We start from the raw sequence: 23672 nt of genomic DNA on the forward strand, positions 1-23672 counted from the left end.
CCAACAGTACAGCTTTCGAAGCTGGTAAACAGCCTGAAAGCCGTCACAAGTCGGCGGTTGCGGAATGATTTTATCGATTTGCGGGCTGCGTACTCGAAGCCGGTGCTCTGGTCGCGCTCTTATTTTGTTGGTTCGTGCGGTGGAGCACCGCTGGAAGTGGTGAAGAAGTACATTCAGCATCAGCGTGGCTGATGAGTCTTTGCGCCCTACAGGTGCATCCAAATTCCCCTCCCGCCTTCGTCGGCGGGAGTACCCTTTGAAGTAATAGGAAGGCGGCCGTCAGATAAAGAAATGATGTTGGGTTATTATGTGAATGCTGTGCCAGAGAAAAAATGCCCACTGTGCGCCAGGCAGACGTTTGAAAGAATAACCAGCGATATTGCTGGCTCGTTTCGCCGTTTTTTACCAGGGCCAGGTGTTATTTTCATAGTCAAGGAACAGATGTTTTTTATCATTACGGTGTAGCTCAATGACATTAACCATTCCGTTGACGCTGGTTTTCACGTCAATCTCTGCTTCAACTGCGCCGTCCAGCGTGCCCATCGCTGTCGCGACCCAGCCCGGATGAACAGACAGTACAGTATGTTCACCCTGTTTCAGATCCATATAAATACAACGAGCCAGCATATTCAACGCCACTTTACTGGCACGGTAGAGCTCCAGACCTATGCCAAGTTCGGTATTGCCCGCAATGCTGCCCCGGTGTGACGACATAAAAACCAGCGTGCTGGCAGGTTTCATGAACGGCAGAAGGTGTCTGGCCAGACGGGCAGGCCCAAAGGTATTGGTCATCATTATTTGCTGGAATTCAGCATCCGACGCCTGCAACACGGACTGATGCAAGGGTCCGTAGATCCCGGCAACCGTAAAAATAATGTCAAACGCCCGTGCACCAAGGCTGTCGATAAAGGGCCTGATATGGCTCGCATCAGTTACATCAATCTCGCCGGTCGTGAGGTTATCCGGATAATCCCTTTCCAGAGCAAGCAGGGAAGATACATCAGCATCTGGTAAGTGCGTGGCAAAAACTTCCCAATCTTTTTTCAAATAAGCTTCTGTCAGCCCCAGCCCAAGCCCTTTCTCAGACCCAACAATCAAAATACGCTGTCTTTTCATTATTGCTGTGCTCCTGGTTACTGTGAGGTATAACCGCCATCTGCCATTAATATTGTTCCCGTAACAAAGCTGGCTTTAGGTGATGCAAGCCAGGTAATTGCTTCGGCAATTTCTTCCGGCTGAGCCACTCGTCCAAGTGGGTGAACATGGCCATAGCTGGACAACGTGGCACGGCTGTCTTCCACGATGTCGGAAAGAATATTCGTTTCGACGACGCCGGGTGCCACCGCATTAACCCGGATACCATACTCAGCCGCTTCCAGAGCCAGCACTTTAGTCAACTGGGCTATTGCGCCTTTAGAAGCCGAGTAAGCCGAAGTTGCTTTCATGCCAACCATGCTCACAACGGACGCCACATTGACAATCGCTCCCTGTCTGCGGGGCTGCATGACCTTCAGGCTTTCTCTACTCAGGAGAAAATATCCTCTGGCATTAATGGCCATAATGCTGTCCCACTCTTCAGCCGATGTCTCGGTAGCAAGTTTATTCAGGGTCTTACCCGCATTGTTGATGAGAATATCCACCCCACCGAATTCTGCCTGTGCGAGCTTCACAGCGTCGATAACCTTCTGCTCCTGGCTGACGTCACAAATATGAGTCACCACCTGATTTTCCCGGGCCAGAGAATGAACCTCCGGGTTAATATCCAGAGCCAGCACCTTCACTTCATGGCTCAGCATTAGCTTTACTGTCGCCCTGCCAATATCGCCAGCGGCCCCCGTAACAATCGCCACTCTGTTTTTCAAACCTAAAAAATCTGTCATGTTTACTCCTCTCCTCATTTCCTTCGAGGCAAAAAGGATATGAGAAGCAGATAAACGTAACAATGTTGATTACTGTACAAACATTATCTATTTATCTCATAATCACTTTTGACACACGGAAATAATGGAAAGAAATTATCCTTTCGTATTTACAGGAGGCGTAGTGTCCGGATTCCCCTCAATACTGACACAGAAAATGATCTCTGCCTTTCTGGCACTTGCACCGGATGAAGGCTACTCACGTACACCGATGAAGGAGGTCAAACTGTTGCGGGTAAATGAATCTATGCCTCATACACCCGTTCTTTATGAACCCTGCATAGTTATTGTTCTGCAGGGAAAGAAAACAGGCTTAATGGGCGGACAGGCGTTCATCTATGATGCCGGGCATTATCTGGTTGTCTCAGTTCCTGTTCCGTTTACCAGCCAGACAACTGCCAGCCAGGAGGAACCTCTGCTGGCCATGTCTGTATCGCTCGATGTCGCACTTATCGCCGAATTAATGATTGAAATGCGGGGAAATGACATAAGCGATAATGAGAGTGCAGGGATAATGTTTTCCACCCCGCAGGGAGGAGAGCTGTCAGATACGGTTTATCGGCTTCTGACAACACTTTCTGATGAGGAGCAAGCCAGAATTCTGGGGCCGGGTATTCTGAAAGAACTTTATTATCGTGTGCTGATTGATACTCAGGGAGCCTCAATAAGAGCGGCGCTCTCCGGAAAGGGGCATTTCAGGCAAGTTGCTGCGGCTATACGTACTATGCATACCCGGTTTATGGATAATATTGACATCAATATGCTGGCGAAAGTAGCCGGGATGAGCATTCCTTCTTTTCACCGCCATTTCAGAGCATTCACTGGCACAACACCAAAGCAGTACCTTATTTCTATCAGGTTACACCAGGCGCGTTTTTTAATGGTAAAACGAAATGTCACTGCCAGCGAAGCTTCTTTAAGGGTTGGTTATGTCAGCCCGACACAATTCAGCAGAGAATTTAGCCGGTTCTTTGGTAGCCCACCACAAAAAGAAGCGCACCGTCTACGCCATTTATTAAAGGTTAAAGCTGAGTCATACTGGCCGGAATAATTTCATGCTGATCACGATGTCGGCGCATTTAATATTAATACGATCTCAACCTGCCATTACCGGAATGGCAGGTAAGGCAATGTGAGCCCCCTCACTTCGAACCACGAAAATGCTTTGCCCGGAGGGTACCCCAATGGAGATACAACTGGGTGACTATACCTTACTCAAACCGGTATTAAGAATTCAGACATGTTCAAAAAGATGATCCAGAAATACCCGCACTGCGGGATTAGAACGCCGGCTTTCATGCCACAGTACCGAAATATTATGCCGCTCTACTGTATAGCCCGCCAGCAGAGGAACTAACTTTTTATCTTTTACCCACGAATCCGCTATAAAGCTCGCAACCATCCCTATTCCGGCACCAGCAGTAATTGCCGCTACAACGGCTTCACTGACATCAACAATAATACTGGATGAAGGCACAATTTCGATCTCCTTTTCGCCAACCCGAAACGGCCAACGAAAAATCTGCCCGGTATTCTGGTAACGCAGATTGACCGTTTTGTGCTCATTCAGATCATACGGGTGTTCCGGCGCGGGATGCCGGGCCAAATATTCAGGCGAAGCATAACAACCTATGTGATAGGGAGAAAGATGGCGTGACAACAGATTTGAATCTGCGAGTTCGCCGAGCCGGACGGCGATATCAATATTCTCATCAACGATACTTATCACATGATCACTTAACCGTAAGTCAATCTTCACTTTTGGGTAAATTGCGCAGAACTGCGGAATAACCGGCGCAATCAAATGAATACCGACCGGTAACGATGCCGCAATTCTCAATATTCCCGCTGGCTCAGCATGAGCGCGCTTTGCCAGTTGCTCAATCTCATCAGCATCGCGCAACAGCCGTAGTGCCCGCTCATGAATCTCGCGCCCTTCCGCAGTCAAAACCAGAGAGCGAGTGGTACGGATAAATAAAGTGACCCCGAGAAGCTGTTCCAGTCGTTGAACGCTCTTACTTACCGCTGAAGGTGAAATGGACAAAGAGCGTGCCGCAGCAGTGTAGCTGCCGAGAGAACCAGCACGAGCAAATGCAATAAGACCCGTAAGCCTTTCAAAACCAATTTGTTCCTTCATGGCACAATTAAAGCGAAACTGAACCCAATTATCAATCCTGGATAACAGTTATATTGTTTGTTACGAAAGTCCTTTTATTAAAGTGAGACGATAATGACTGACGTAATGAAAGCAGTACAACTGCGAGCTTTTGGCGGGCCGGAAAACCTGTTGTATGAAGATGCGCCAGTACCTGCGGTGGGAAGCGACGAAGTACTTGTACATGTACATGCAGCCGGTGTTAATCCCCCTGACTTGTATTTGCGAGACGGTTATCGGGCGCTTCCGCCTGAATGGTGGCCAAAACCAACATTTCCACTCATCCCCGGAACTGATGTATCAGGAGTCATTGCAGCAGTCGGTGAAAATGTCTCTGCATTCAGCCCAGGGGATGAGGTCTATTCAATGGTGCGTTTCCCGGAAGGGATAATGAATGGCAGCGGTGCCTACGCAGACTATGTGAGTATTCCTGCATCACAGGTCGCATTCAAACCCCACAGGCTCACACATATTCAGGCTGCTGGTGCGCCGATGTCGCTGCTTACAGTCTGGCAATTTCTTGTCGAACTGGGTCACAACGCACCAAATCCATTTCAGCCATTTCAGCATACACCTGTTTCACTGGAAGGCCGGACAGTACTGGTAAATGGTGCTGGCGGTGGCGTGGGGCATCTTGCCGTACAAATAGCTAAGTGGAAAGGGGCACGAGTTATTGCCGTTGCATCATCCCGGCATGAAGAACTTTTACGCAATCTGGGTGCAGATGAGTTCATCGATTACACCCAAAAAGCAGCGGAGACTGTAGTAAAAAATGTCGATCTCGTCCTGGATACTGTTGGTGGCCCAAACATGGAGCGCTTCCTTGGTTGCATCAAACAGGGCGGAGCATTATTTCTGGTTAATCCTTTGGGTTTTTCCGGACAGAATGAGGCCGTTGAAAAGGGTATTACCGTATCATCAACGCAAGTACGTTCTGATGGTGCGCAACTTATTGAGGCCAGTAATCTTCTGGATAAAGGAATTATCCGGGTGGTCGTTGATAGTACCTATCCCTTAGCCAGGGCATCAGATGCGCATAAGCGCGCTGAGTTGGGAAGTATTCAGGGCAAGATTGTGCTCACAAATTTTTGATTTCGCTTCACCTGCCTGCCATTCACTGATGTTATGTGAATGGCAGTGTTTCGATGCGGTTCAGGAGGCAGAGGCCTCAGGCACATTAGTGCCCATTCCTTCGGGCAGAAACGGGACAATTTCGGCCAGTTCATCCTCGCTCAGTCTGAACTCTGCTGCGCCAAGCAATCCGTCAATTTGCGCCGGACGGCGTGCACCGACTATCGCGCCGGATACAGCTGGTTGTCTCAGCACCCACGCAATTGCTACAGCCGCGGGTGTCTGACCGTGGCGTTCACCAATCCGACGGAAGGTTTCAACCAGCGCAAGGTTCCTGGTCAGGCGCGGTTCCTTAAAGTCAGGACTTCGGAATTTACGCCAGTCATCATCGGGGAGGCTGGCAATCCGCTCACGCGTCATTGCCCCACTCAACAGGCCCGATTGCAAAGTTGAATAAGCGATAATGCCGGTGTTCGTCTGCTCGCAGAATGGCAGGATGTCGGACTCTGCCTCACGCATAAGCGCCGAATAAGGCGGCTGTAGTGAGACAATATCCGTCACTGCCTGTGCTCGTTTGAGTTGCGCCACATCGAAATTGGAGACACCGATAGCACGCACCTTCCCCTGCTTACGTGCTTTGTCTACCGCAGCAAGTGCGGCCTCAATGCCGTCATCCGGTCCGCCTGCAGGAAAAGCAGGCCAGTGGATCTGATACAAGTCAATGGTTTCTGTACGCAGGCGGCGCAGGCTTTCGTCAATCTCTCTGGCCAACGAGTCTGGTGCCAGTGAATGCGAAATCTGCCGAGTTGCCGGATCCCAAACCAGACTGCCTTTTGTGAATACCAACGGACGACGCGAAGCCGGCACCCGGCGCAAAAGCTGCCCGACAATTTCCTCTGCGTGCCCCAGGCCGTAAACGGCAGCGGTATCTATCCAGTTAACTCCCCTTTCTACTGCATACTCCAGCGCAGCCAGACTTTCAGCATCATCCTGCGCTCCCCAGCCAAATTCCCAGCCCGCCCCTGCGATGGCCCAGGTTCCCAGGCCGACAGGAGAAATAGTGAAATCGGCATTGCCCAATTTGTTCTGTTGCATCGTTTAATTTCCCAATGAATTAGACAACTTCATTGTGGCACGCCATATATGAGACGATAAGCTATGTTATCTTTTATGAACTACTGAATATTTCTCATTAATATGACAATCGATCTCCATGAACTGGATGCCTTTGAAGCCGTTGCACGACACAGAAGTTTCCGCAAAGCTGCCGCTGAAAGGGGTGTATCTGCTTCAGCGCTGAGCCATGCCCTGCGCGGGCTTGAAGAACGTCTGGGTGTGCGACTACTCCATCGCACCACACGTAGCGTAACGCCAACAGAGGCAGGCCACCGTCTGCTGGCCCGGCTCGCACCTGCTCTCCGCGATGTGGCCGATGCCCTCTCCGATGTGACGGCATTACAGGCTGTACCAACAGGAACGCTTCGTCTGAATGTACCGCGCCCGGCAGCCTGGTTGGTACTGTCAGCAATATTACCGGGTTTCGTGGCGAAGTATCCCAGAGTGAAAGTCGACGTTGTGACCGACGATGGTCTGGTCGATATTGTGGATGATGGCTTCGACGCAGGCATCCGTTTCGGCGAGAGTCTGGCCGGAGATATGGTCGCTGTGCCTGTCGGTCCCTCGCAACGCTTTGTCTGCATTGCCGCACCGTCATATCTGAATGCGTATAATGCGCCAAACATACCGACAGACCTGCTGAATCATGCCTGTATTTGTCGCCGCTTTCCAGGCGGTCATTACTATAACTGGGAATTTTTGGTTGCCGGTAAGCCGCAGTCCATCGCTGTTTCTGGCCCCCTGGTATTCGACGACGATATGCTGATGGTCCAGGCTGCACGCGACGGTGCAGGTATTGCCTACCTCTATGAAGCAATGGTGAGAGAGGATTTAGCTGAAGGCAGGCTGGTTTCTTTACTGGAAGCTTTTAGTACGCCGCCAGGCCGTTTTTTTCTCTACTATTCCGGGCGAAGGCATCTGCCCACGGCGCTGCGCGCATTTGTGGATTTTATTCGTAAATAGAATTCCCCATGCCAGAGCGTTACTACGCTTTTCCAGGGTAACTCGCCCGCATGATTGACTTTGTCAACGGCCTGAACACTTATCTGCCAGGCCTCTATAACGACGATGAACATGACAAAAGATGTTAACAGTGTGTACTGATAACCTGTTTCATGGGGCATGGGTCTGGTGTGCGCTTATTTTACGCTCAGAAAAGTAATGCGCGGGGGTGCTTCCCATCACTTTGCGGAACATGGTGATAAATGCATTGACCGATTCATATCCTAACTTTATCGCCACATTTTGTACTGATACACCACTCGCCAGTTCCTGCAGGGCAATAATCAAATGCAGTTGCTGGCGCCAGCGCCCAAAAGACAGGCCCGTTTCTCGCACCATTAAACGCGCCAGAGAACGTTCACTGAGTGCCAGCCTTTTTGCCCAGTTTTTTAAAGTGCTACGGTCGTCAGGGTGACTGACCAGTGTCTCGGCCATAGTGCGGATTTTCGGGTGAGACGATACAGGCAGGCTCAGTTTCTGTTGTGGCATGGTGGCTAACTCATCAAGTGTCACCCGGGTGAGTCTGGCGACATGGCTTTCTGGTGAATAATCAACCCCCTCCTGGGTCAGGCGATCAACCAGTTCTTTGATAAGCCCGGAAATCGCCAACGTGCAGCATCGCTCAGGCAGTGCTGCGGCACCGGGTTCAATGAACAGATAATTGAGATGTGCATTCCAGGTGGCTTTCGCACTGTGCGCAATACCACCGGGGATCCAGACGGCACAATCGGGCGGCACTATCCAGATATCATTTTCAGCGCGGCAAATTACCGCACCATACAGGGCAATAATCAACTGCCCTTTGCGATGTGTATGCACCGGCACTTCTGCCGCGTAATCAACAAAATCCAGATGGCGTGCAACTGCAGGGCAAGGTGTGGAATCCGGGTCAAACAGCGTATTGGCGAGTGAGCGGGGCATACAATTGGCCACATTTAGGTATTTTTTGACAGAATAGAGTATTTAAGCATGCATGCAAGCCGGTAATAATCTCCGGCATGAACAAAACCAACGTTAGCCACTTTCATTTTTTACACGCGATAAGCCATCGTTTCCACCGTGCGACTTCCGCCACGCTATTGAATGATGCCAGCGCGTTGATCTACTCCGCAAAGAGCTTCATCGCGGCAATGCTCGCATACTATATTGCCCTGTCGATAGGCCTGGAGCGGCCATCCTGGGCAATCATCACCGTGTATATCGTTTCACAAACTTCTGTTGGCGCATCGCTAAGCCGGTGCCTTTATCGCCTGGCAGGAACTGTTGTGGGTGCTGGCATGACAGTGTTAATCGTGCCCACATTCGTGAACATGCCTGTTTTTTGCAGTGTGATACTGGCCGCCTGGATAACCTTCTGCCTCTATTTATCACTGCTGGAACGTACGCCCCGCGCCTACAGTTTTGTTCTGGCAGGCTACACCGCGAGCCTGATTGGTTTTCCCGCAGTATCCGACCCTGGTGCGATTTTTCACATCGCCATTGTACGGGTACAGGAGATAATCATTGGAATATGCTGTGCGGCGTTAATTCATCGTTATGTGTTGCCCGCACGCATCTCTGCCCTGTTTAACAGCAAACTGTCGCAAACGCTGCAGGCGGCGCGCCAACGGGTTGCGGACACCTTAGCGCGCAAGCCAGGTGCAGTTTCAGTTCCCCTGCATACATCACTGGCTTTGCAGTTTCTGCAAGGCATCAGCCATCACATTCCTTATGATTTCGCGCTCTGTGTACCAGCGCGACAAGCCAGACAAGGGATCCACGACCGCCTGGCGCGGTTAATCATTGTCAACTGTGAGTTACACGACCGCCTGGTACTGATGGCAGTGATACCAGACGATGTGCAAAGCCTGATTGATGATGTTCAGGCCTGGCTTATCGGTGATGATGGAGGGGCAGGTAACAACACGGCTGAAGCCCTCAAAACACGCAGTGAACACTTGCTGCACAGGTATGCAGCTCAGGTTCTGACGCTTGACGATGCTTTACAGGTCAGTTTTGTGCACTACCTGGCTGAAGCTATTGACCTGGTGCAGCAGTGTGGTCGTCTTTCTGATGCCATTTATGACGCGAGACCTGCGTCCAGGACAGCAGAAAAAAATACAGTGAAAGGGTACGTATTCCACCGTGACCCCCTCAGAGCGTTTCGCATGGCGTTGGGAGCTTTCTCCATTATTCTGAGTGGTTGCCTGGTCTGGATTTTTTCAGCCTGGCAGGATGGCGCCACGGCAGTCTCTCTTCTTGGGGTTTTTTGCACACTATTTGGTAGCTTCGATACGCCCGCACCGCATATTGCGAAATACGTTATCGGCTCGGTCTGGGGTGTGGTGCTTAGCCTGATTTACAGTTTCGCCCTGCTACCCCAGGTCAGTAATTTCACCGTGCTGGTAGCGGTCTTAGCGCCGGTCTATTTATTTGCCGGTTCGCTCCAGGCAAGGCCGCCAACCACTTTTATGGCGATGGGAATAACCCTGACACTTCCCATCTTGTGCGAACTGGGTGCGCATTACAGCGGAGATTTTTCCGTAGCGGTTAACACTTCCATTGCCCTTTTTGCTTCGGCCGGCTTTGCCGTGATTGGTATGAGCCTTCTGCAAACCATACAGGCAGATGCCGCGATAAAACGCCTGCTGAAACTATGCCAGCGCGATATTCGCCGTTGCGTGAAAGGCAAGCCGAATATCGACGAAACCCACTGGACCAACATGATGATTGACCGGGCGGCCTTACTGTTACCGCGTTTACAACACAGTGGGCAGTCCCCGGAATGGGCGCAGCATCGCCTGTTGCATGTGCTTCGCATGGGGCTCTGTGCAATGCGTTTACGCCGATATGATTCCCCTATGAATGCAGGAATAACCAAATTGCTCACTCTGCTTACCCGTCCGGCAGACATTGGCACCTTACTTCAGCAAATTGCCACGCTCATGGAGTACAACTTACCGGCAAAAGATAAACCATCGCGCCAGTATATTTTCTTGCTGGTTGATTTGTACTGCGCAATCCGCAATCAGAATATGGAGCCTGTCGATGATCAATGACATCAATATCGGGGGTGTTTTTATTCCGGGACTGCTGGTGATCGCCCTCTTTGCCCTGGCCTGCACACTGTTACTGATTCCGTTGTTTACCTTCAGCCGTGCTTACCGTCGCCTGCCGTTTCGTCCGTTACTCGAGCTTTCCACTTGTATTATTACTTTTTACCTGCTGTTGCAGGGCCTGACCACGTTGGGGTTACTCGCATGAAATCATTACTGTCTCTATTGGGCCGCTATGCGCTGACACTAAGCGCGGTGGCGATGGCTACCCTTATGGCTTTTATTTTCTGGAAACATTATGCGCAATTGCCCTGGACACGCGATGGCCGGGTTCGCGCGGAGGTGGTGCAGATTGCGCCGGATGTCTCCGGGCCGGTGCTTAACGTGGCTGTCCGTGATAATCAGTGGGTTAAGCGTGGCGATGTACTTTATTCCATTGACCCACACTGGCTTAACCTTGCCGTTGTCAGCGCACAGGCAGACGTTGAGGCAAAACGTCACGAGATGTTGATGCGCCAGGATGCAGCAAAGCGGCGCACGCAAATAAAAAAAATGGTTTCCGGCGAAGATTTACAGCAAACAACCAGTGCAGCCAGCATCGCTACGGCCAATTATCACGGTGCGCTGGCCGCGCTGGAACTTGCCGAGCTGAATTTGTCTCATGCCACTATTCGTTCACCGGTAACAGGCTATGTCACGCATTTGCGACTTCATTCCGGAGACTATGCCACACAGGGAGAAACTAAAATTGCTGTCATTGATGCCCGTAGTTTCTGGGTGGTTGGCTATTTCGAGGAAACCCGGTTGCGCCATATTCATGTGGGAAATACGGCACACATTTCGCTGATGGGATTTGATTCGGTTATCACAGGCCATGTAGAAAGTATTGGTCGTGGGATAGGTGATAATAATGACGAAACGGGTCAGCTTGGCCTGCCTGATGTTGAGCCGACATTTAGCTGGGTAAGGCTTGCACAACGTATTCCGGTACGGATTCATATCGATATCTTGCCCAAAGGGGTCGAACTGGTGGCGGGGTTATCAGCCAGTATATCCGTCACACCATAACGGCAGGTATTCTCCTCAACTGACGATCAACGCGAAGCAGCGATGTTGCAAGCTTTTGAATTTATCATGCAGAAGCGAATATACCTTATCAATAAATTAACTCTGATATTAATATTATGAATAGCAGAACAGAATTTATAGCAGACTTAATTACCTGGATAAATAACAATATCGAGTCGTCACTCAAACTGGATGATGTAGCTATTAAATCTGGGTATTCAAAATGGCATTTACAACGATTATTTCTTACAGAGACAGGCCAGTGCCTTGGGGCATTTATCAGAGAGAGAAAGTTAAAGCTTATTGCTGAGGAACTTATCAAGTCAGACGATTCATTGATAAACTTAGCGATACGGTTTGGTTTTGACTCGCAACAATCATTAAACAGAGCGTTCCGCCAACGATATAATATTCCGCCACATCAGTACAGGAAGAAATATTGCCATCAGTATTCAGCACCTCCGAAAGAAAGATAAAAACCAGGTTGCATAATAACCAGAAAAATATTGGTAAGCCAGCACGGCAGCGACCTCTCTGTTTCCGACCTTCACCCGGATTTCACATAAACGAGCCCGGGTCAGGCATGTGAATATTAACAACGTGATACACACGATTAATAAGCACCAGATAAGAGTATTTCGCGGCAGTTTCATGGGTTACGCCTCCTGCATAATGCACGGTAAGAAGCCATACTGATGTTGTCCAGGCATACAGTGGGCCTCGGGTTAATTGAAAAATTACTCGGGGCTTTCTGCTTTCTGCCTCACAACGCGGCACAAACCACCTGAAACGCCATAAGGCAAAAAACCTCAAGCACCACCGCCTTTATAACGCCCTTTCCTTTCACCCAGAGAAACCAACCCCAAAATTTGGGTGCCCATTCCATTTTTTATTTTTTACAACTTATTACGCATACAGGCTACGAGCCGTATATTGTTTGCAATACCGGAAACCGCAATATGCCACCAGCCAAATACTGTCCGGGTTTATCTGCACTTCCTTACCCGTCAGGTGAGCCAACGCACAAACCTGAACAAAACTTTACATTCGAGCGCGCGCTAATTCCCTGAATTAACTTACTCACTGTAAGAATGCCCTGGCGTTGTCAGGCAATCACACATAACTGTCACCGCCTGCGCGGGGTATATCTATATCCAGCTATTTCTGATTGATAACTGGCGCTTTTGCGCCAACAGACCGAGCTGATAACAGAGGAAAACTGAATGATACAAAAACTGCGCGCCATAACGCTGATGGCGGCGATGACAATGAGTGCCCCACTACTGGCACAGACCTTTGTTTATGTATCCGAAGCCGACGATGGCACCATTGCCCGCTATTCGTTAAACGACCAGACCGGTGCGCTGCAACTGCTCGGGCACACCAGTGCTGGCGGCAAAGTGATGCCGATGGCGCTGAGTGCCGACCACAAAATGCTGTATGCCGCGATTCGCAGCAAACCGCTACAACTGGTGAGCTGGCAGATTAACCCGCAAAACGGCGAACTGAATAAGGCCAGGGCAGTACCGGCAGCGGACAGTTACCCCTACATCAGCACAGACCAGCAAGGGCGTTTTCTGTTAGGCGCATCTTATGGTGGAGATGTGGTACACGTTTATCGCCTTGATGCGCACGGGGCAATCAGCACACCACCTGTTGGCAGTTATAAAACCGGCCATGCGGCACATTCGGTGATTGTTGATGCCAGTGGGCACAACGCTTACGTTGGTAACCTTGGCACTGACCGGGTGCTGCAACTGCAGTTGAGCGCAGATGGTAAGCTGAGTGCGCTGGGTACTGGCTATGTTAAAACCGCAGCAGACAACGGCCCGCGCCACTCCGTGCTGTCGCCAGATAATCGCTATCTGTATAACATTGGCGAAATGGGCGGCATCATTACGCAATTCAGGCGTGAAACTAACGGAGAGTTAGTGGAAGTATCACAAACACCTAATGCGGTGGCGGCACAGTATCACCTGCAACATGGCCGCGAACGTGGGGCCGACTATAACGACACCACACCGCGCATCTGGTCAGCGGATATTCGCATGACACCAAACGGGCACTTTTTATATGCCAGCGAGCGCACCAGCAGCACTGTTAGCGGTTACCGGGTTAGCCCACAGGATGGCAAACTCACGCTAATTGGCTCCTGGCCTGTAGAGAAACAACCGCGCGGCATGGCAATCAGTGCCGATGGGCGCTGGTTAGTAGTCAGCGGCGAAAAAAGTGCCGTCACCGGTAGCTATGCGATTGATTCACAAAGTGGTGCCCTAAAACGGGTAAGTGAAGCGCCGGCCGGGCACGATGCAAACTGGGTGACCATTGTCAGCTATTAAGAAATAAACCAGGCGCAGGGATTGCGCCTTAAGCCACTGTTATTATACCACCCACTGCTTCCCGGTAAGAAAACCACAAGAAAACTTAGGGTACCGTTCCATTTTTTATATTTTTTTCAAAATGTTAATTACCCACACTCAGGTATGTAGTTGCATTATCCCGAATGACAGTGGAAATCAGTGGCACAATGGAAAATGTTCCTAACGCCTTTCCGGGCAACGTTCCCCCTTCATCAAACCCTGTTGCCACAATAATGTCGGCACCGGCGGCTTTGGCAATACGGGTATTTTCTGGCGTTGGGTTGATGTCACGGTAGATAATAGTAATGCCCGCAGCTTTCAATTCATTAAATAAAGCCGGGATCACCCCCCGTCACCATAACCGGTCCAGACCACAACTTTGACTCCCTCCTCTTTTATTACACGCACTATTGGCGGGGTCCACTGGTCGTTTTCCGGGGTCGGGATCAGGTTAACGCCGAACATCCTGTTACACCCAGAGCCAGAAATAGCCGCAATCCCAGTGTAATTTGATTGAAACCACCAAACCAATTACACATGGGGGATGGATGCGCAAGCGAGAAGCAGAAATATATTTCGGTGCAGACCACATCATCATTAAACGCCGTTACCGGGCACTGGGGGCGTTAAACGATTTACTAATAGCGTTATGGTTTCTGATTGGCAGTATTTTCTTCTTCTATGACGCCCTGATGACTGACGGAACATGGTTATTTGTGGTTGGCAGCATGCAGTTAATGCTAAGGCCGGTAATCACCCTTGCTGAACTTATTCATGTGAAGAAGGTTTATGTAAGAGGCTAAATATCTCATACAGATTATGCACTATTCTTAAACCTCTATTAACCATCAGGGATAAGTATGAATATATTTGAAAGTGGTATTCGTGAGGTTAATCAGGGCGAAAACATCAGGGTTGTAACGCCTGTCAATATTTATGAATGTAGACTCGGCGACGATGTTTTTGTCGGGCCATTTGTCGAGATCCAAAAAGGCTGTGTTATCGGCAACAGGAGCAAAATTCAGTCTCATACCTTTATCTGTGGAAATGTCACACTGGGTGATGACTGCTTTATCGGCCATGGTGTTACTTTCGCCAATGATCTTTTCAAAACGGGTAGCCCTGATTCCTGTGCTGAAAACTGGATTAATATAGTATTAGGCGATGCAGTTACGGTGGGCAGCGGAGCAACAATTCTGACCACAGAGATTTGCAGTGGTGCGGTTATTGGCGCTGGTAGCGTAGTAACTAAACCTGTACTGGTTAAAGGTATTTATGCCGGGAACCCCGCAAAACTATTGCGATTACTTTAAGTGTTATCTACACCAACAGTTGGCTGGGAATTGGCTAAAGGCAGGCCTGGAGGCCTGCCCAAAATCAGGCACCTATCGGCTGATATCCCTGCCATTCTGGCCGATAATGTTGCCCAGTAGTACAAGGGGTGAGATGAATAAATAGCTCGCCAACCTTTTCAAGTAACAGGCAATCATCAACATCCTTCAGGTTATCTTTGTGTTGCTGTTCAGCACCGCACAACAATGTCTGTAACGCTTTCTTCCTGGCATCCGGGGCATTCCGGGCAACAAATAAGTCAAACTCATGCAGTTCTGCCAGTGTATCCGCCCTGTATCCCCCGACGTTTACGAAGAATAACTTCTCCGCAGATTGAGGCGGCTCAGTACTCAGAGTAACCGCATATCCGTCAACCCAGGTAATACGAGCATAGCCATCAATATGAATTTTATTACGGTCGCCAAACCAGGCCTTTCTCAGTGCTGGCCAGGCGTCTTTGGGGTCATTAGCCACGGCAAATTGAATGTCATGTACTTCAATATTAGATTTACCGGCGTTACCACCAACATAAAACATAAACAGATTCATTGCGTTCCTCGTTTAACATCACCATCGTTATGTATTTGACTATATAACGATTAATACTGCAATTGCTGGTGAACATTTGCTACCGGGTAATGTGTTCAGCGCTGTGGAACGCTGGCGATTCAGTTTTAAGAATCATACTCAAAAATGAAATAATTTCATAAAATTCAAACAATTAAAAAATCAGCACAATGAAGTTCAGCTTCTGAACAAGTGATTTATCTGAGTAATAAGCCAGTTGATTAAATTTTTCATAAACTTATCTGCATGATTATGTCATCCACAGATAAGTGAGAAGGCAACGGTTACTGATTTTGCAGCTCAGCTGGCAACGATTGTCGTTAGCGGAACATAAGGGAAAATGATGCAATTGATATTTAGTGAGTTATCTGACGCGCCATCATGGGTACCGGCTTTATTGCTGGTCACGCTCTCATTCGCAGTCGGTTTTCTGGCACGGTTTATACTGCTCCGGTTCATTCGCTACTGGCAAAACCGTGACAGAAAGCTCTTCAAATCACTGGAGAAGCACCTGCGTGGCTCCATGTTTCTGTTTATCCCCTTATTGTTAATCAATGTTGGGGTTCGCTATATCAATATCCCCGCAACTGCTCTTAATTTGATAACATCAACCGCAAATATATTTATTATATTGTCATTTTGTTCCGTGTTAATTCGCCTGACGAATGTCGTCCAGGATATGCTATTCATCCGCTATGACATTAATCTTTCAAACAATCTTCGAGCCCGTAAAATCCGCACGCAAATAATATATGTTAAGAAAGTTGCTATCGTACTGCTGGTGTTATTTTGCCTGTCGCTGATTTTACTCAGTTTTCCGGGAGTCAGGAAATTTGGCACGACCATTCTGGCAGGTGCCGGGGTTGCAGGGATTATCATCGGTTTTGCCCTGCAGAAATCATTGGTCAACCTGTTTGCTGGCATTCAGATAGCCTTTACCCAACCGATAAAAATTGACGATGCGGTGGTGGTTGAAAATGAATGGGGCTGGATTGAAGAAATAAACCTGACCTATGTAGTGGTGCGCATTTGGGATCTGCGCCGCCTGGTGCTGCCAATTACCTATTTTACCGAGAATGCCTTTCAGAACTGGACACGTAATAACGCACAAATATTAGGTTCTGTATTTCTTTACGTTGATTACTCGATGCCATTAGAGCCCCTGCGTAAGCATTTTGAAAAAGTGCTCAGTGAAACAAAGCTCTGGGACCAACAGACTCAGGTACTCCAGGTAACCGATACCACAGACAAAACTATGACAATCAGGTTATTGATGACTGCACAAAATTCCCCTACAGCCTGGGATTTACGCTGTTACGTACGGGAAAAAATGATTGAATTTATTCAGCAAAATTACCCACAAAGCCTCCCGCATGTGAGAGCGACACTGAGCAACACTGCAGAGTCAGTAACACAGCAATACCACAGTTAATGGCTGGGTAAATACACAGAAAAGACGGATATATCTTTTTCCTGGCATATAGCATAAACCCCAAAGCCTCTGAGTTTTCCCTTGCCACTCAGAGGTTTTCAACAATTCGATTGAGCCCTGAGAAAGGGTAAAAGTTTCAAAACGTAAATATCCCTGTATTTCACAAGAATTTATACTCCAGACAGATACTTAGCACGCTAAGCGAGTGAGATTAATCCCAGTTTTCATTATGTCATGATTAATTCATTTAAATCACCGAAATTTACTCTAGAGTTAATGGCTGACCACCCATTAATAAAGCTTGTAATATAGGAATTTTATATGTCTATTGATATGTATTTAAAGGTTGATGGTGTAACTGGCGAATCTAAAGATTCAAATCACTCCGGCTGGATTGACGTGCTGTCATTTAGCTGGGCAGCGGAACAGCCCGGTAATATGAGTGTAGGTGGTGGTGGTGGCGCGGGGAAAGTTAATTTTCAGGACCTTTCAGTACAGGCATTAATAGATAAAGCAACGCCGACTATTCTCAAGTTCTGTGCCAATGGCAAACATGTCAGTAAAGTTGAGTTATCTGTTTGCAAAGCAGGTGGTTCGCAAATTGAATATTCGCGTATTGTTCTTGAAGATGTTCTGGTTACCAAAACCAGTTTCAGTGGCGTAGGCCATACCGATACAATAATGGTGAATTACTTGTTTCAGGCTTCTCAAGTCAATCTGCACTACTGGGAACAATCGACTCAGGGCACCAAAGGTGCAGAAACCTCATCTGGCTGGGATATCAAACAGAATAAAGAACTTTAATCAACGCCGGAGATCCCGCTATGGCAGATATAACATCTGAAATAAATACTGTAGTCTCTGATACTTCGCGGTTTAAGACACAACAAATGCATATTATCATCGCATTCGTTAATGAGCTGGATAATGACACATTACATCAGTTCGAAAACGGCTCAGAACGTTCCATTATGAACAGCTATACGCAGTTACTTTCTGCCTGCAGAACGCCCGGCAGAAGGCAATATGATGAAGAATATGAACTGGAATCATTGACGGGTGTTGACCGCCGCAATATCACTATGCGAAGTAATCCTGAGTTTTTTGAGCGTTTCAGAACCTCGCCGGCTCATATGTATGGCTATGGTGGCAATATCTACCGGGATCAAACAAAAAGTTATTATGATATTGCGGGGAAAATACTGGCAGGTATTGGCGGTCTGGCAAGCTTCGGTGCAGGCACCGCTGTTATTGCGGCTTCGCAAGCAGGCTCTTCTCTTTCCGTTCTTGCGGCCCGTTATGCGTTATCTTCTTTAGGGGCAACCGGGCTGGCATCCGGAGCGATGGCTTTATTGCGCAATAACTTCTCAGATGTACAAATCGCGACTAATAAAGACTTTCTTGAAACCATAAAGTCGGTTGCCAAACTGAGAAATAAACTGAATGACTTTTTTCAGGGGCTGTATAGCAAAGTATTAAAAGATAGCGAGAAAGCAGCAAAAGCGCTGGACGATGAAATGGGTTCCCACCCGTTACGTTATTCAGCTGGTTCAGAGAACCAACTGGTGCGCACCAACCTTACCCCAATACAAAGCTTAATCACGCAAGATTTTGCCAGCGCAAATTACGATATCAGTGCCAAAATTCTGCCACAGGGCGAACATGCAGACTGGCATATCTCTGTCGCTTCTATGCGGGGTGGTGAACGGCTCCTGGACAGAACCAATATGCTGGTTCTGCAACAGGTGGTTAACCGGCTGTAACCCCATTCAGCCAGGCATTGTAAATTGTGGTTGTAAAATAGCCACTACCAGTATGACTGACAGTGGCTATTACTTATTATGCTGCAAAGTTACTTTGCTCACAGTCTTGCCTGTTCATCAAGTAATTCAATCAGATATCCGGGATACGCACAGAGGTAACTGCAATCAAAATTTTTTAGAAAATGGCTGAATGAAACAGGTATCAGAACTAACCAAAACAAGGCATTAACTTCAGAATGCAACGTATTGATAAAAAAAACCAACAGATTGATAAAACCCCCAACAGAGTTAAGCCGTCAGCAAAACTATTCAGGTTAAAACAGGCATGATTTGATTTGTGTTATGGCTATTGACGGCTGTTATTTTTGTTATCTTCGAATAACTTTTTTGTCTTCTCCTGAAGAGAACTAAATTTATGGAAGATATCGTTATTGTTGAACCAGCATTTTTCAGCCAGTTTCGTTGTGTCGGGAGCGACTGCATCGATCACTGTTGTAAAGGCTGGGATATCGAAATCGACAAATCGACAGTACAGCGTTACATGCAGAGTGACGAGCTAAAAATTCGTCAAATTGCAGTGAAAAATATCACCATAACAGAAAAAAAACCTGACAGCTGGGGGCGAATTAATTTAACCAGCAGCGGTAATTGTGCTTTTCTTGATGAAGAACGTTTGTGCAAAGTACACAAACACCTTGGTGAGAAAGCGCTAAGTACAACTTGTGCTCTTTACCCACGCATTTATTCTATCTATAAATATGAAATCCGCAGTAATCTGACTTTATCCTGTCCTGAAGCAACCAAAAGACTATTACTGACACCGCAGACCATGCTCTACAGCGAGAAAGTAAAGCAAAGCCCTCAGGTTATGGAAGGGCCAGATATCCTTCAGGAAGACCGCCTGCTCAATCTGATGAGTACCAATATTATGAGTAGTTGTGGTATGAATATAGAAGAGGGTTTCTACGGAATTATAATGCTGTTGCTTTTTCGTGATGAACAGGATGAAAGTGACCTTCAGTATGAAAATCTTTTAACCTATTTCGAAGAAGTTCAGACCAGTATCGGGAATGGACAGATAAGAAAAAATATTGATGCGTTACACAGCGATTACCAGTTGCAGTCTTCGCTGCTTATGCAATTGCAACAATATTTGAGTACCAAAAATGAAGGCCGGGGCAGTTCTGTTTTACGCCACTATTCCCAGGCGTTAATTGACCTAAAAAGTAGTATTTCAGTAGAGAATGAATGCATCAGCCCGGTACAACAGCTAAATAAGATATGGCAAGAGAAAGCGCTACCCTGGTTACAGCAGCGCCCCTACCTGTTAAGTAATTTTATTCAGTACAAGATGTATGAAGAGTTTTTCCCGGTGAAAAATGGCACTGATCCATTCACCAGTACTTATGCATTGGTATCCGAATGGTTGCTCTTGAAATGGTTAATTGCCATATCTTTTGAGACAAATAATAACTTCAATGAAGATGACATTATTAATATCATCTATAGCTATCACAGTATCACTAAGCATGATAAACATGCAGCTGATATGTTTTTATCAGAAATACAGAAAATAATACTTCGCAATAACTCGTCGTTACTTTATCTTTTGAAATAGAAATTTTCAATACGTACTTTCACGGATTTTGGTGCATTAGTATGGTAACTTCTGGTGAACGGTTTCCCAAAACGCAGGAGTTAATTTTTGAGAACGCAAAAAAGATGCATGGGCTATGTGGCAATCGTTGTCGACGATTATGACCGCGCGATTGAATACTACACCAACAAACTCGGTTTTACCCTGGTTGAAGATACACCTCAACCCGGGAAACGCTGGGTCGTTGTGACACCCAATGTGGAAAGTGACTGTAACCTGCTCCTGGCCCGCGCTTCAAATAGCAGGCAGGAAACGTTTATCGGTAACCAGTGTGGTGGGCGGGTATTCCTTTTCCTCCAGACAGACAATTTTTGGCGGGATTATGAGGCCATGAAAGCGGCGGGGGTTACCTTCTGTGAGGAACCGCGCGAGGAAGAGTACGGAACGGTCGTTGTGTTTGAAGACCTCTACGGCAACCGTTGGGACTTGTACCAGAATAACTAACTACCCGGATCGTTGTTAACAACCCCGGCCTGTTGCAGTAAACCTGGCGGCAGCCCCTGCGGTTTTTTACTTGCCTGCATATTCTGTATTTACCTGCATAGTAGTGCGATGACGGTGGAGAATATTCACCACCGTCAAATAGCCTTACACTGCGCTCAGTGCCAAATATTGGCCGGTTTTAAATACGCTTATTGATTGAGTCAGGCGTTCAGCCTGGTCCTGCAGCGCCTGGGAAGCTGCAGACGCTTCCTGCACCAGTGCGGCGTTCTGCTGGGTTACCGCTTCCATCTGCGTAATCGCCTGGTTGATTTCGCTGATGCCGCTACTCTGCTCGCTGCTGGCAATGGTAATTTCGTTCATTATACTCGCCACGCTACTCACACTATTCACCACTTCAGTAATGGTTGAGCCAGCGTGGGATACCAGGCGGCTACCTTCATCAACTTGCGCCACGGAATCTTCAATCAGCACTTTGATCTCTTTCGCTGCCGAGGCAGAGCGCTGGGCAAGGTTACGCACCTCGCTGGCAACAACCGCAAAGCCGCGCCCCTGTTCACCGGCGCGCGCAGCCTCTACTGCTGCGTTGAGTGACAGAATATTGGTCTGGAAGGCTATTGAGTCGATCACGCTAATAATATCGCCGATTTTCTTCGATGAACGCGTAATTGCCTCCATTTTATCAATCACCTGCTCCATCACTGCGCCTCCTTCTTTTGCTACGTCAGAGGTATTGGCGACCAGCTTGTTTGCTTCGTGGGCATTTTCAGCATTCTGTTTCACCGTTGATGTCATTTGCTCCATAGCCGAGGCCGTTTCTTCCAGCGAACTGGCCTGTTGTTCGGTACGGGAGGAGAGATCAATGTTGCCACTGGTGATCTGGTTGGAGGCCACTGCTATGGTGTCAGAACCAGCACGCACATCAGAAACAATGGTCAGCAGGTTATCGTTCATGCTTTTCAACGCCTGCATCAGCACCCCCGTTTCATCTTTGCTCTTCACCTCGATGTGAGTGCTGAGATCGCCAGCAGCCACTTTACCTGCAATGCTCACCGCTTTATTCAACGGTTGAACGATTGAACGCGTCAGCAAAAAGCCGAGAATAATTGAGGCGACAATAGCAATAGCTGAGAACACCAGCGTCACCATAATCGCGGTGGAACCATCATCGATTATAGAACTGCCTTCATTTTGCAACTGCTGAGATTGCGAATTAGCAAAAGCAACAGCCCCTTCGAGAAAAGCATTCTGTGTACCGGTTATCGTCTTCAGGACATAGGTACTGGCCTCATCCTGTTTCCCGGCGCGAACCAGGTCCAGCAGTTCATTTTTCTGTTGTTCAAACTTATGGCTGGCTTCGACTAAACCGGCAATTTTCTTCTTACCGACAGCCGTTACCTGAATCGCTTCGATTTTCTTCAGTGCAACATTGGTGCGTTCAGTGGCTTGCGCCAGTTGCTTCAGGCGGTTTTCATTGTTCTGCGGGCGGGTGGTATCAATAACGATACCGCGCAGGTATTTGATTTGGTCATTCACACCATCACGCACGTCAAAAGCCAGGCGCACTTTGACGTACCGGTCTTCAACAATTGAAGATATGCCGCTTTTAATGTTGTTAATCTTGCTGATGGAGGTGACCCCCACCACGACCAGTAATGCCACCACCAGGCCAAATGAGATGCCCAGCCGGATGCCGACCTTCAGGTTCTTAAAGTTAAACATAGGTTCTCCCGGTAATATAACGAGTTGATTTAAAAGTAAAAACGCAGATCAGAGATATGAATTATGTTGATGTTTTTTTTATATATTTACTTCCTTCGGCGGAGCAAACCTGACACCGCACGAGAAAGTCCTGTTGTTATCGGATGTTAAGATTTTTACTTTAATTTTTTAGAGGTTTGTCACAGAAATGAAACTGCGGGATAACGGGATCAGTAGTGCAGAACGATTCTCCACTCGCGAAAAGTAGGATGTTTTCGCGCAGAACGCGTTATCTGCTGGGAAATATGTGAACAATGGCGCTGTAGCCCAAAACAGCAGAGACTTTACTCAATTACATTTGTAATAACATTTTAATATCGACTAAAAACTAATATTGCGAGTATTGTCAGGTTGAGCACCTGAACACATCAATGAAAGCGCACATTCCCCGGATAGCCGAATAATTTACTTCCCACTATGGCCTGGCCTTATTCTTCAATCCTTCAGTTAACAACTCATTCTCGCTTCGCATCTGCTGGCGTGCGGAGGATTCATCATAAATAATGTCATCCACCACCCAGTGAGATTGCTCGTAAATCATTTTAAATGAAATCACACTATGGCCATTTTGCTCTGTTTTTTGAGATGGGAAAAGATTGAACGATACAGTAACCACGTTGTTTGGTGCTTCATTAAGCGTAAAATGTGAGTTTTCTATTGTCAGATTATCATCATGGTCCTGAGCATTAAGATAAACGTCAGCGTCGGTTCCCCAGCCACAAACCTCATCACGATAGGGTTCGCATAATTTTTCATTACGGCGCAGTAATTCATTAAAAGACTTCGAATACGTAAGCTCAGGCTGTGTTTTTTTACCTTCACCGTGAAGATATAAAAAATATTTCTGGTAGAAATCAAAAATGATTTTTTTGGGAGAATCAGGAGCATCCGTAGCAAAAGAAGCTACAGAAAAAAAGAACAGTAATACAGATAACATCCACTTTCTGTTATGCATTGCATCTCCATGTCATTTAATTGTGCCATGCCAAAATG

The 23672-nt window shown here is 47.6% G+C and carries 23 protein-coding genes and 4 pseudogenes; 16 read left to right on the forward strand and 11 right to left on the reverse strand.

Features of this window, described 5'->3' with window-relative positions; translation table 11 throughout:
* Positions 1-192: pseudogene (gene tnpA, locus DES37_RS13005) on the forward strand (IS200/IS605 family transposase); the annotation flags it as partial.
* Between the two features lie 210 nt (positions 193-402).
* Here tnpA and DES37_RS13010 read toward each other — a convergent pair.
* A complete protein-coding gene (locus DES37_RS13010; protein WP_110026069.1) occupies positions 403-1116 on the reverse strand; it encodes an SDR family oxidoreductase in 714 nt (237 codons plus the stop codon).
* A 17-nt stretch (positions 1117-1133) separates the two neighbouring features.
* Positions 1134-1880: an SDR family NAD(P)-dependent oxidoreductase gene (locus DES37_RS13015; protein ID WP_110026071.1), complete on the reverse strand. Its 747-nt coding sequence runs from the start codon at positions 1878-1880 to the stop codon at positions 1134-1136.
* Positions 1881-2043: 163 nt separating this feature from the next.
* Between DES37_RS13015 and DES37_RS13020 the strand changes: the two genes are divergently transcribed.
* Positions 2044-2970, forward strand: a complete 927-nt coding sequence (locus tag DES37_RS13020) for an AraC family transcriptional regulator (RefSeq protein ID WP_245930066.1) — start codon at positions 2044-2046, stop codon at positions 2968-2970.
* 183 nt (positions 2971-3153) lie between these two features.
* On the opposite strand, the gene DES37_RS13025 is transcribed toward DES37_RS13020, so the two are convergent.
* On the reverse strand, positions 3154-4056 hold the full coding sequence (locus DES37_RS13025) for a LysR family transcriptional regulator (protein ID WP_110026073.1): 903 nt from the start codon (positions 4054-4056) through the stop codon (positions 3154-3156).
* 93 nt (positions 4057-4149) lie between these two features.
* Here DES37_RS13025 and DES37_RS13030 point away from each other — a divergent pair, with 93 nt between their 5' ends.
* On the forward strand, positions 4150-5166 hold the full coding sequence (locus DES37_RS13030; protein ID WP_064599460.1) for an NADP-dependent oxidoreductase: 1017 nt from the start codon (positions 4150-4152) through the stop codon (positions 5164-5166).
* A gap of 60 nt (positions 5167-5226) precedes the next feature.
* Here DES37_RS13030 and DES37_RS13035 read toward each other — a convergent pair whose 3' ends face one another.
* Positions 5227-6240 (reverse strand): aldo/keto reductase, encoded by a 1014-nt coding sequence (locus tag DES37_RS13035; RefSeq protein ID WP_110026075.1) that lies wholly within the window; start codon positions 6238-6240, stop codon positions 5227-5229.
* A 102-nt stretch (positions 6241-6342) separates the two neighbouring features.
* On the opposite strand from DES37_RS13035, the gene DES37_RS13040 reads away from it, so the two are divergent.
* Positions 6343-7224, forward strand: a complete 882-nt coding sequence (locus DES37_RS13040) for a LysR family transcriptional regulator (protein ID WP_197499284.1) — start codon at positions 6343-6345, stop codon at positions 7222-7224.
* A 150-nt stretch (positions 7225-7374) separates the two neighbouring features.
* Here the strand turns inward: DES37_RS13040 and DES37_RS13045 are convergent, their stop codons facing one another.
* A complete protein-coding gene (locus DES37_RS13045; protein WP_110026076.1) occupies positions 7375-8184 on the reverse strand; it encodes an AraC family transcriptional regulator in 810 nt (269 codons plus the stop codon).
* Between the two features lie 77 nt (positions 8185-8261).
* Here DES37_RS13045 and DES37_RS13050 point away from each other — a divergent pair, with 77 nt between their 5' ends.
* The 4 genes from DES37_RS13050 (at position 8262) to DES37_RS13065 (ending at position 11842) form a co-directional block, all read left to right on the forward strand.
* Positions 8262-10301 (forward strand): FUSC family protein, encoded by a 2040-nt coding sequence (locus tag DES37_RS13050; protein ID WP_110026077.1) that lies wholly within the window; start codon positions 8262-8264, stop codon positions 10299-10301.
* Positions 10291-10506 carry a DUF1656 domain-containing protein gene (locus DES37_RS13055; protein WP_110026079.1) on the forward strand — a complete coding sequence of 72 codons (216 nt, stop codon included), beginning with the start codon at positions 10291-10293 and terminating at the stop codon, positions 10504-10506. The genes DES37_RS13050 and DES37_RS13055 overlap by 11 nt, the downstream gene beginning before the upstream one ends.
* Positions 10503-11366: an HlyD family secretion protein gene (locus tag DES37_RS13060; protein ID WP_110026080.1), complete on the forward strand. Its 864-nt coding sequence runs from the start codon at positions 10503-10505 to the stop codon at positions 11364-11366. Before DES37_RS13055 ends, DES37_RS13060 begins: the two co-directional genes overlap by 4 nt.
* A 116-nt stretch (positions 11367-11482) precedes the next feature.
* Positions 11483-11842, forward strand: coding sequence for a helix-turn-helix domain-containing protein (locus DES37_RS13065; RefSeq protein WP_110026082.1), 360 nt, complete (start codon positions 11483-11485; stop codon positions 11840-11842).
* A 30-nt stretch (positions 11843-11872) separates the two neighbouring features.
* Here the strand turns inward: DES37_RS13065 and DES37_RS25890 are convergent.
* Positions 11873-12019, reverse strand: a pseudogene (locus tag DES37_RS25890) (type I toxin-antitoxin system Hok family toxin); the annotation flags it as partial.
* Positions 11988-12143: pseudogene (locus DES37_RS26200) on the reverse strand (hypothetical protein); the annotation flags it as partial. The pseudogenes DES37_RS26200 and DES37_RS25890, both read right to left, overlap by 32 nt.
* Positions 12144-12589: 446 nt before the next feature.
* Here DES37_RS26200 and DES37_RS13075 point away from each other — a divergent pair.
* A complete protein-coding gene (locus DES37_RS13075; RefSeq protein WP_110026085.1) occupies positions 12590-13705 on the forward strand; it encodes a lactonase family protein in 1116 nt (371 codons plus the stop codon).
* 160 nt (positions 13706-13865) lie between these two features.
* Here the strand turns inward: DES37_RS13075 and DES37_RS13080 are convergent.
* Positions 13866-14188 (reverse strand): annotated as a pseudogene (locus DES37_RS13080) (beta/alpha barrel domain-containing protein); the annotation flags it as partial.
* Positions 14189-14274: 86 nt separating this feature from the next.
* Here DES37_RS13080 and DES37_RS13085 point away from each other — a divergent pair.
* Both DES37_RS13085 and DES37_RS13090 read left to right on the forward strand, forming a co-directional pair.
* Entirely contained in the window at positions 14275-14529 is a 255-nt protein-coding gene (locus DES37_RS13085; RefSeq protein ID WP_110026087.1) for a YrhK family protein, read from the forward strand.
* Between the two features lie 57 nt (positions 14530-14586).
* Complete coding sequence (locus tag DES37_RS13090) at positions 14587-15039, forward strand: acyltransferase (RefSeq protein WP_110026088.1); 453 nt, start codon at positions 14587-14589, stop codon at positions 15037-15039.
* A 64-nt stretch (positions 15040-15103) separates the two neighbouring features.
* Here the strand turns inward: DES37_RS13090 and DES37_RS13095 are convergent, their stop codons facing one another.
* A complete protein-coding gene (locus DES37_RS13095) occupies positions 15104-15607 on the reverse strand; it encodes a DUF1543 domain-containing protein (RefSeq protein ID WP_110026090.1) in 504 nt (167 codons plus the stop codon).
* Between the two features lie 361 nt (positions 15608-15968).
* Here DES37_RS13095 and DES37_RS13100 point away from each other — a divergent pair, with 361 nt between their 5' ends.
* From DES37_RS13100 to DES37_RS13120, 5 genes are all read left to right on the forward strand, one after another.
* Complete coding sequence (locus tag DES37_RS13100) at positions 15969-17057, forward strand: mechanosensitive ion channel family protein (protein WP_211320556.1); 1089 nt, start codon at positions 15969-15971, stop codon at positions 17055-17057.
* A 321-nt stretch (positions 17058-17378) separates the two neighbouring features.
* On the forward strand, positions 17379-17861 hold the full coding sequence (locus DES37_RS13105) for an Hcp family type VI secretion system effector (RefSeq protein WP_110026093.1): 483 nt from the start codon (positions 17379-17381) through the stop codon (positions 17859-17861).
* Between the two features lie 20 nt (positions 17862-17881).
* Entirely contained in the window at positions 17882-18820 is a 939-nt protein-coding gene (locus DES37_RS13110; RefSeq protein ID WP_110026095.1) for a transcriptional regulator, read from the forward strand.
* A gap of 415 nt (positions 18821-19235) precedes the next feature.
* Complete coding sequence (gene fliB, locus DES37_RS13115; protein ID WP_110026096.1) at positions 19236-20438, forward strand: flagellin lysine-N-methylase; 1203 nt, start codon at positions 19236-19238, stop codon at positions 20436-20438.
* 87 nt (positions 20439-20525) lie between these two features.
* Positions 20526-20921 (forward strand): VOC family protein, encoded by a 396-nt coding sequence (locus tag DES37_RS13120; protein WP_036109843.1) that lies wholly within the window; start codon positions 20526-20528, stop codon positions 20919-20921.
* Between the two features lie 144 nt (positions 20922-21065).
* On the opposite strand, the gene DES37_RS13125 is transcribed toward DES37_RS13120, so the two are convergent.
* The gene (locus DES37_RS13125; protein ID WP_110026098.1) at positions 21066-22640 is read right to left on the reverse strand and encodes a methyl-accepting chemotaxis protein; all 1575 of its coding nucleotides are present in this window, start codon (positions 22638-22640) and stop codon (positions 21066-21068) included.
* Between the two features lie 454 nt (positions 22641-23094).
* Entirely contained in the window at positions 23095-23634 is a 540-nt protein-coding gene (locus DES37_RS13130) for a YqhG/Tai3 family protein (RefSeq protein WP_110026100.1), read from the reverse strand.
* Positions 23635-23672 lie beyond the last annotated feature (38 nt).

The sequence above is a fragment of the Mangrovibacter plantisponsor genome (genome assembly GCF_003182475.1).
Lineage (GTDB): Bacteria > Pseudomonadota > Gammaproteobacteria > Enterobacterales > Enterobacteriaceae > Mangrovibacter > Mangrovibacter plantisponsor.

Excerpts from the sequence above, each read along its gene's own strand:
- DES37_RS13010 (WP_110026069.1), bottom strand. The coding sequence starts at position 1,116 with ATGAAAAGACAGCGTATTTTGATTGTTGGGTCTGAGAAAGGGCTTGGG.
- DES37_RS13015 (WP_110026071.1), bottom strand. The coding sequence starts at position 1,880 with ATGACAGATTTTTTAGGTTTGAAAAACAGAGTGGCGATTGTTACGGGG.
- DES37_RS13025 (WP_110026073.1), bottom strand. The coding sequence starts at position 4,056 with ATGAAGGAACAAATTGGTTTTGAAAGGCTTACGGGTCTTATTGCATTT.
- DES37_RS13030 (WP_064599460.1), top strand. The coding sequence starts at position 4,150 with ATGACTGACGTAATGAAAGCAGTACAACTGCGAGCTTTTGGCGGGCCG.
- DES37_RS13035 (WP_110026075.1), bottom strand. The coding sequence starts at position 6,240 with ATGCAACAGAACAAATTGGGCAATGCCGATTTCACTATTTCTCCTGTC.
- DES37_RS13040 (WP_197499284.1), top strand. The coding sequence starts at position 6,343 with ATGACAATCGATCTCCATGAACTGGATGCCTTTGAAGCCGTTGCACGA.
- DES37_RS13045 (WP_110026076.1), bottom strand. The coding sequence starts at position 8,184 with ATGCCCCGCTCACTCGCCAATACGCTGTTTGACCCGGATTCCACACCT.
- DES37_RS13050 (WP_110026077.1), top strand. The coding sequence starts at position 8,262 with ATGAACAAAACCAACGTTAGCCACTTTCATTTTTTACACGCGATAAGC.
- DES37_RS13055 (WP_110026079.1), top strand. The coding sequence starts at position 10,291 with ATGATCAATGACATCAATATCGGGGGTGTTTTTATTCCGGGACTGCTG.
- DES37_RS13060 (WP_110026080.1), top strand. The coding sequence starts at position 10,503 with ATGAAATCATTACTGTCTCTATTGGGCCGCTATGCGCTGACACTAAGC.
- DES37_RS13065 (WP_110026082.1), top strand. The coding sequence starts at position 11,483 with ATGAATAGCAGAACAGAATTTATAGCAGACTTAATTACCTGGATAAAT.
- DES37_RS13075 (WP_110026085.1), top strand. The coding sequence starts at position 12,590 with ATGATACAAAAACTGCGCGCCATAACGCTGATGGCGGCGATGACAATG.
- DES37_RS13085 (WP_110026087.1), top strand. The coding sequence starts at position 14,275 with ATGCGCAAGCGAGAAGCAGAAATATATTTCGGTGCAGACCACATCATC.
- DES37_RS13090 (WP_110026088.1), top strand. The coding sequence starts at position 14,587 with ATGAATATATTTGAAAGTGGTATTCGTGAGGTTAATCAGGGCGAAAAC.
- DES37_RS13095 (WP_110026090.1), bottom strand. The coding sequence starts at position 15,607 with ATGAATCTGTTTATGTTTTATGTTGGTGGTAACGCCGGTAAATCTAAT.
- DES37_RS13100 (WP_211320556.1), top strand. The coding sequence starts at position 15,969 with ATGCAATTGATATTTAGTGAGTTATCTGACGCGCCATCATGGGTACCG.
- DES37_RS13105 (WP_110026093.1), top strand. The coding sequence starts at position 17,379 with ATGTCTATTGATATGTATTTAAAGGTTGATGGTGTAACTGGCGAATCT.
- DES37_RS13110 (WP_110026095.1), top strand. The coding sequence starts at position 17,882 with ATGGCAGATATAACATCTGAAATAAATACTGTAGTCTCTGATACTTCG.
- fliB (WP_110026096.1), top strand. The coding sequence starts at position 19,236 with ATGGAAGATATCGTTATTGTTGAACCAGCATTTTTCAGCCAGTTTCGT.
- DES37_RS13125 (WP_110026098.1), bottom strand. The coding sequence starts at position 22,640 with ATGTTTAACTTTAAGAACCTGAAGGTCGGCATCCGGCTGGGCATCTCA.
- DES37_RS13130 (WP_110026100.1), bottom strand. The coding sequence starts at position 23,634 with ATGCATAACAGAAAGTGGATGTTATCTGTATTACTGTTCTTTTTTTCT.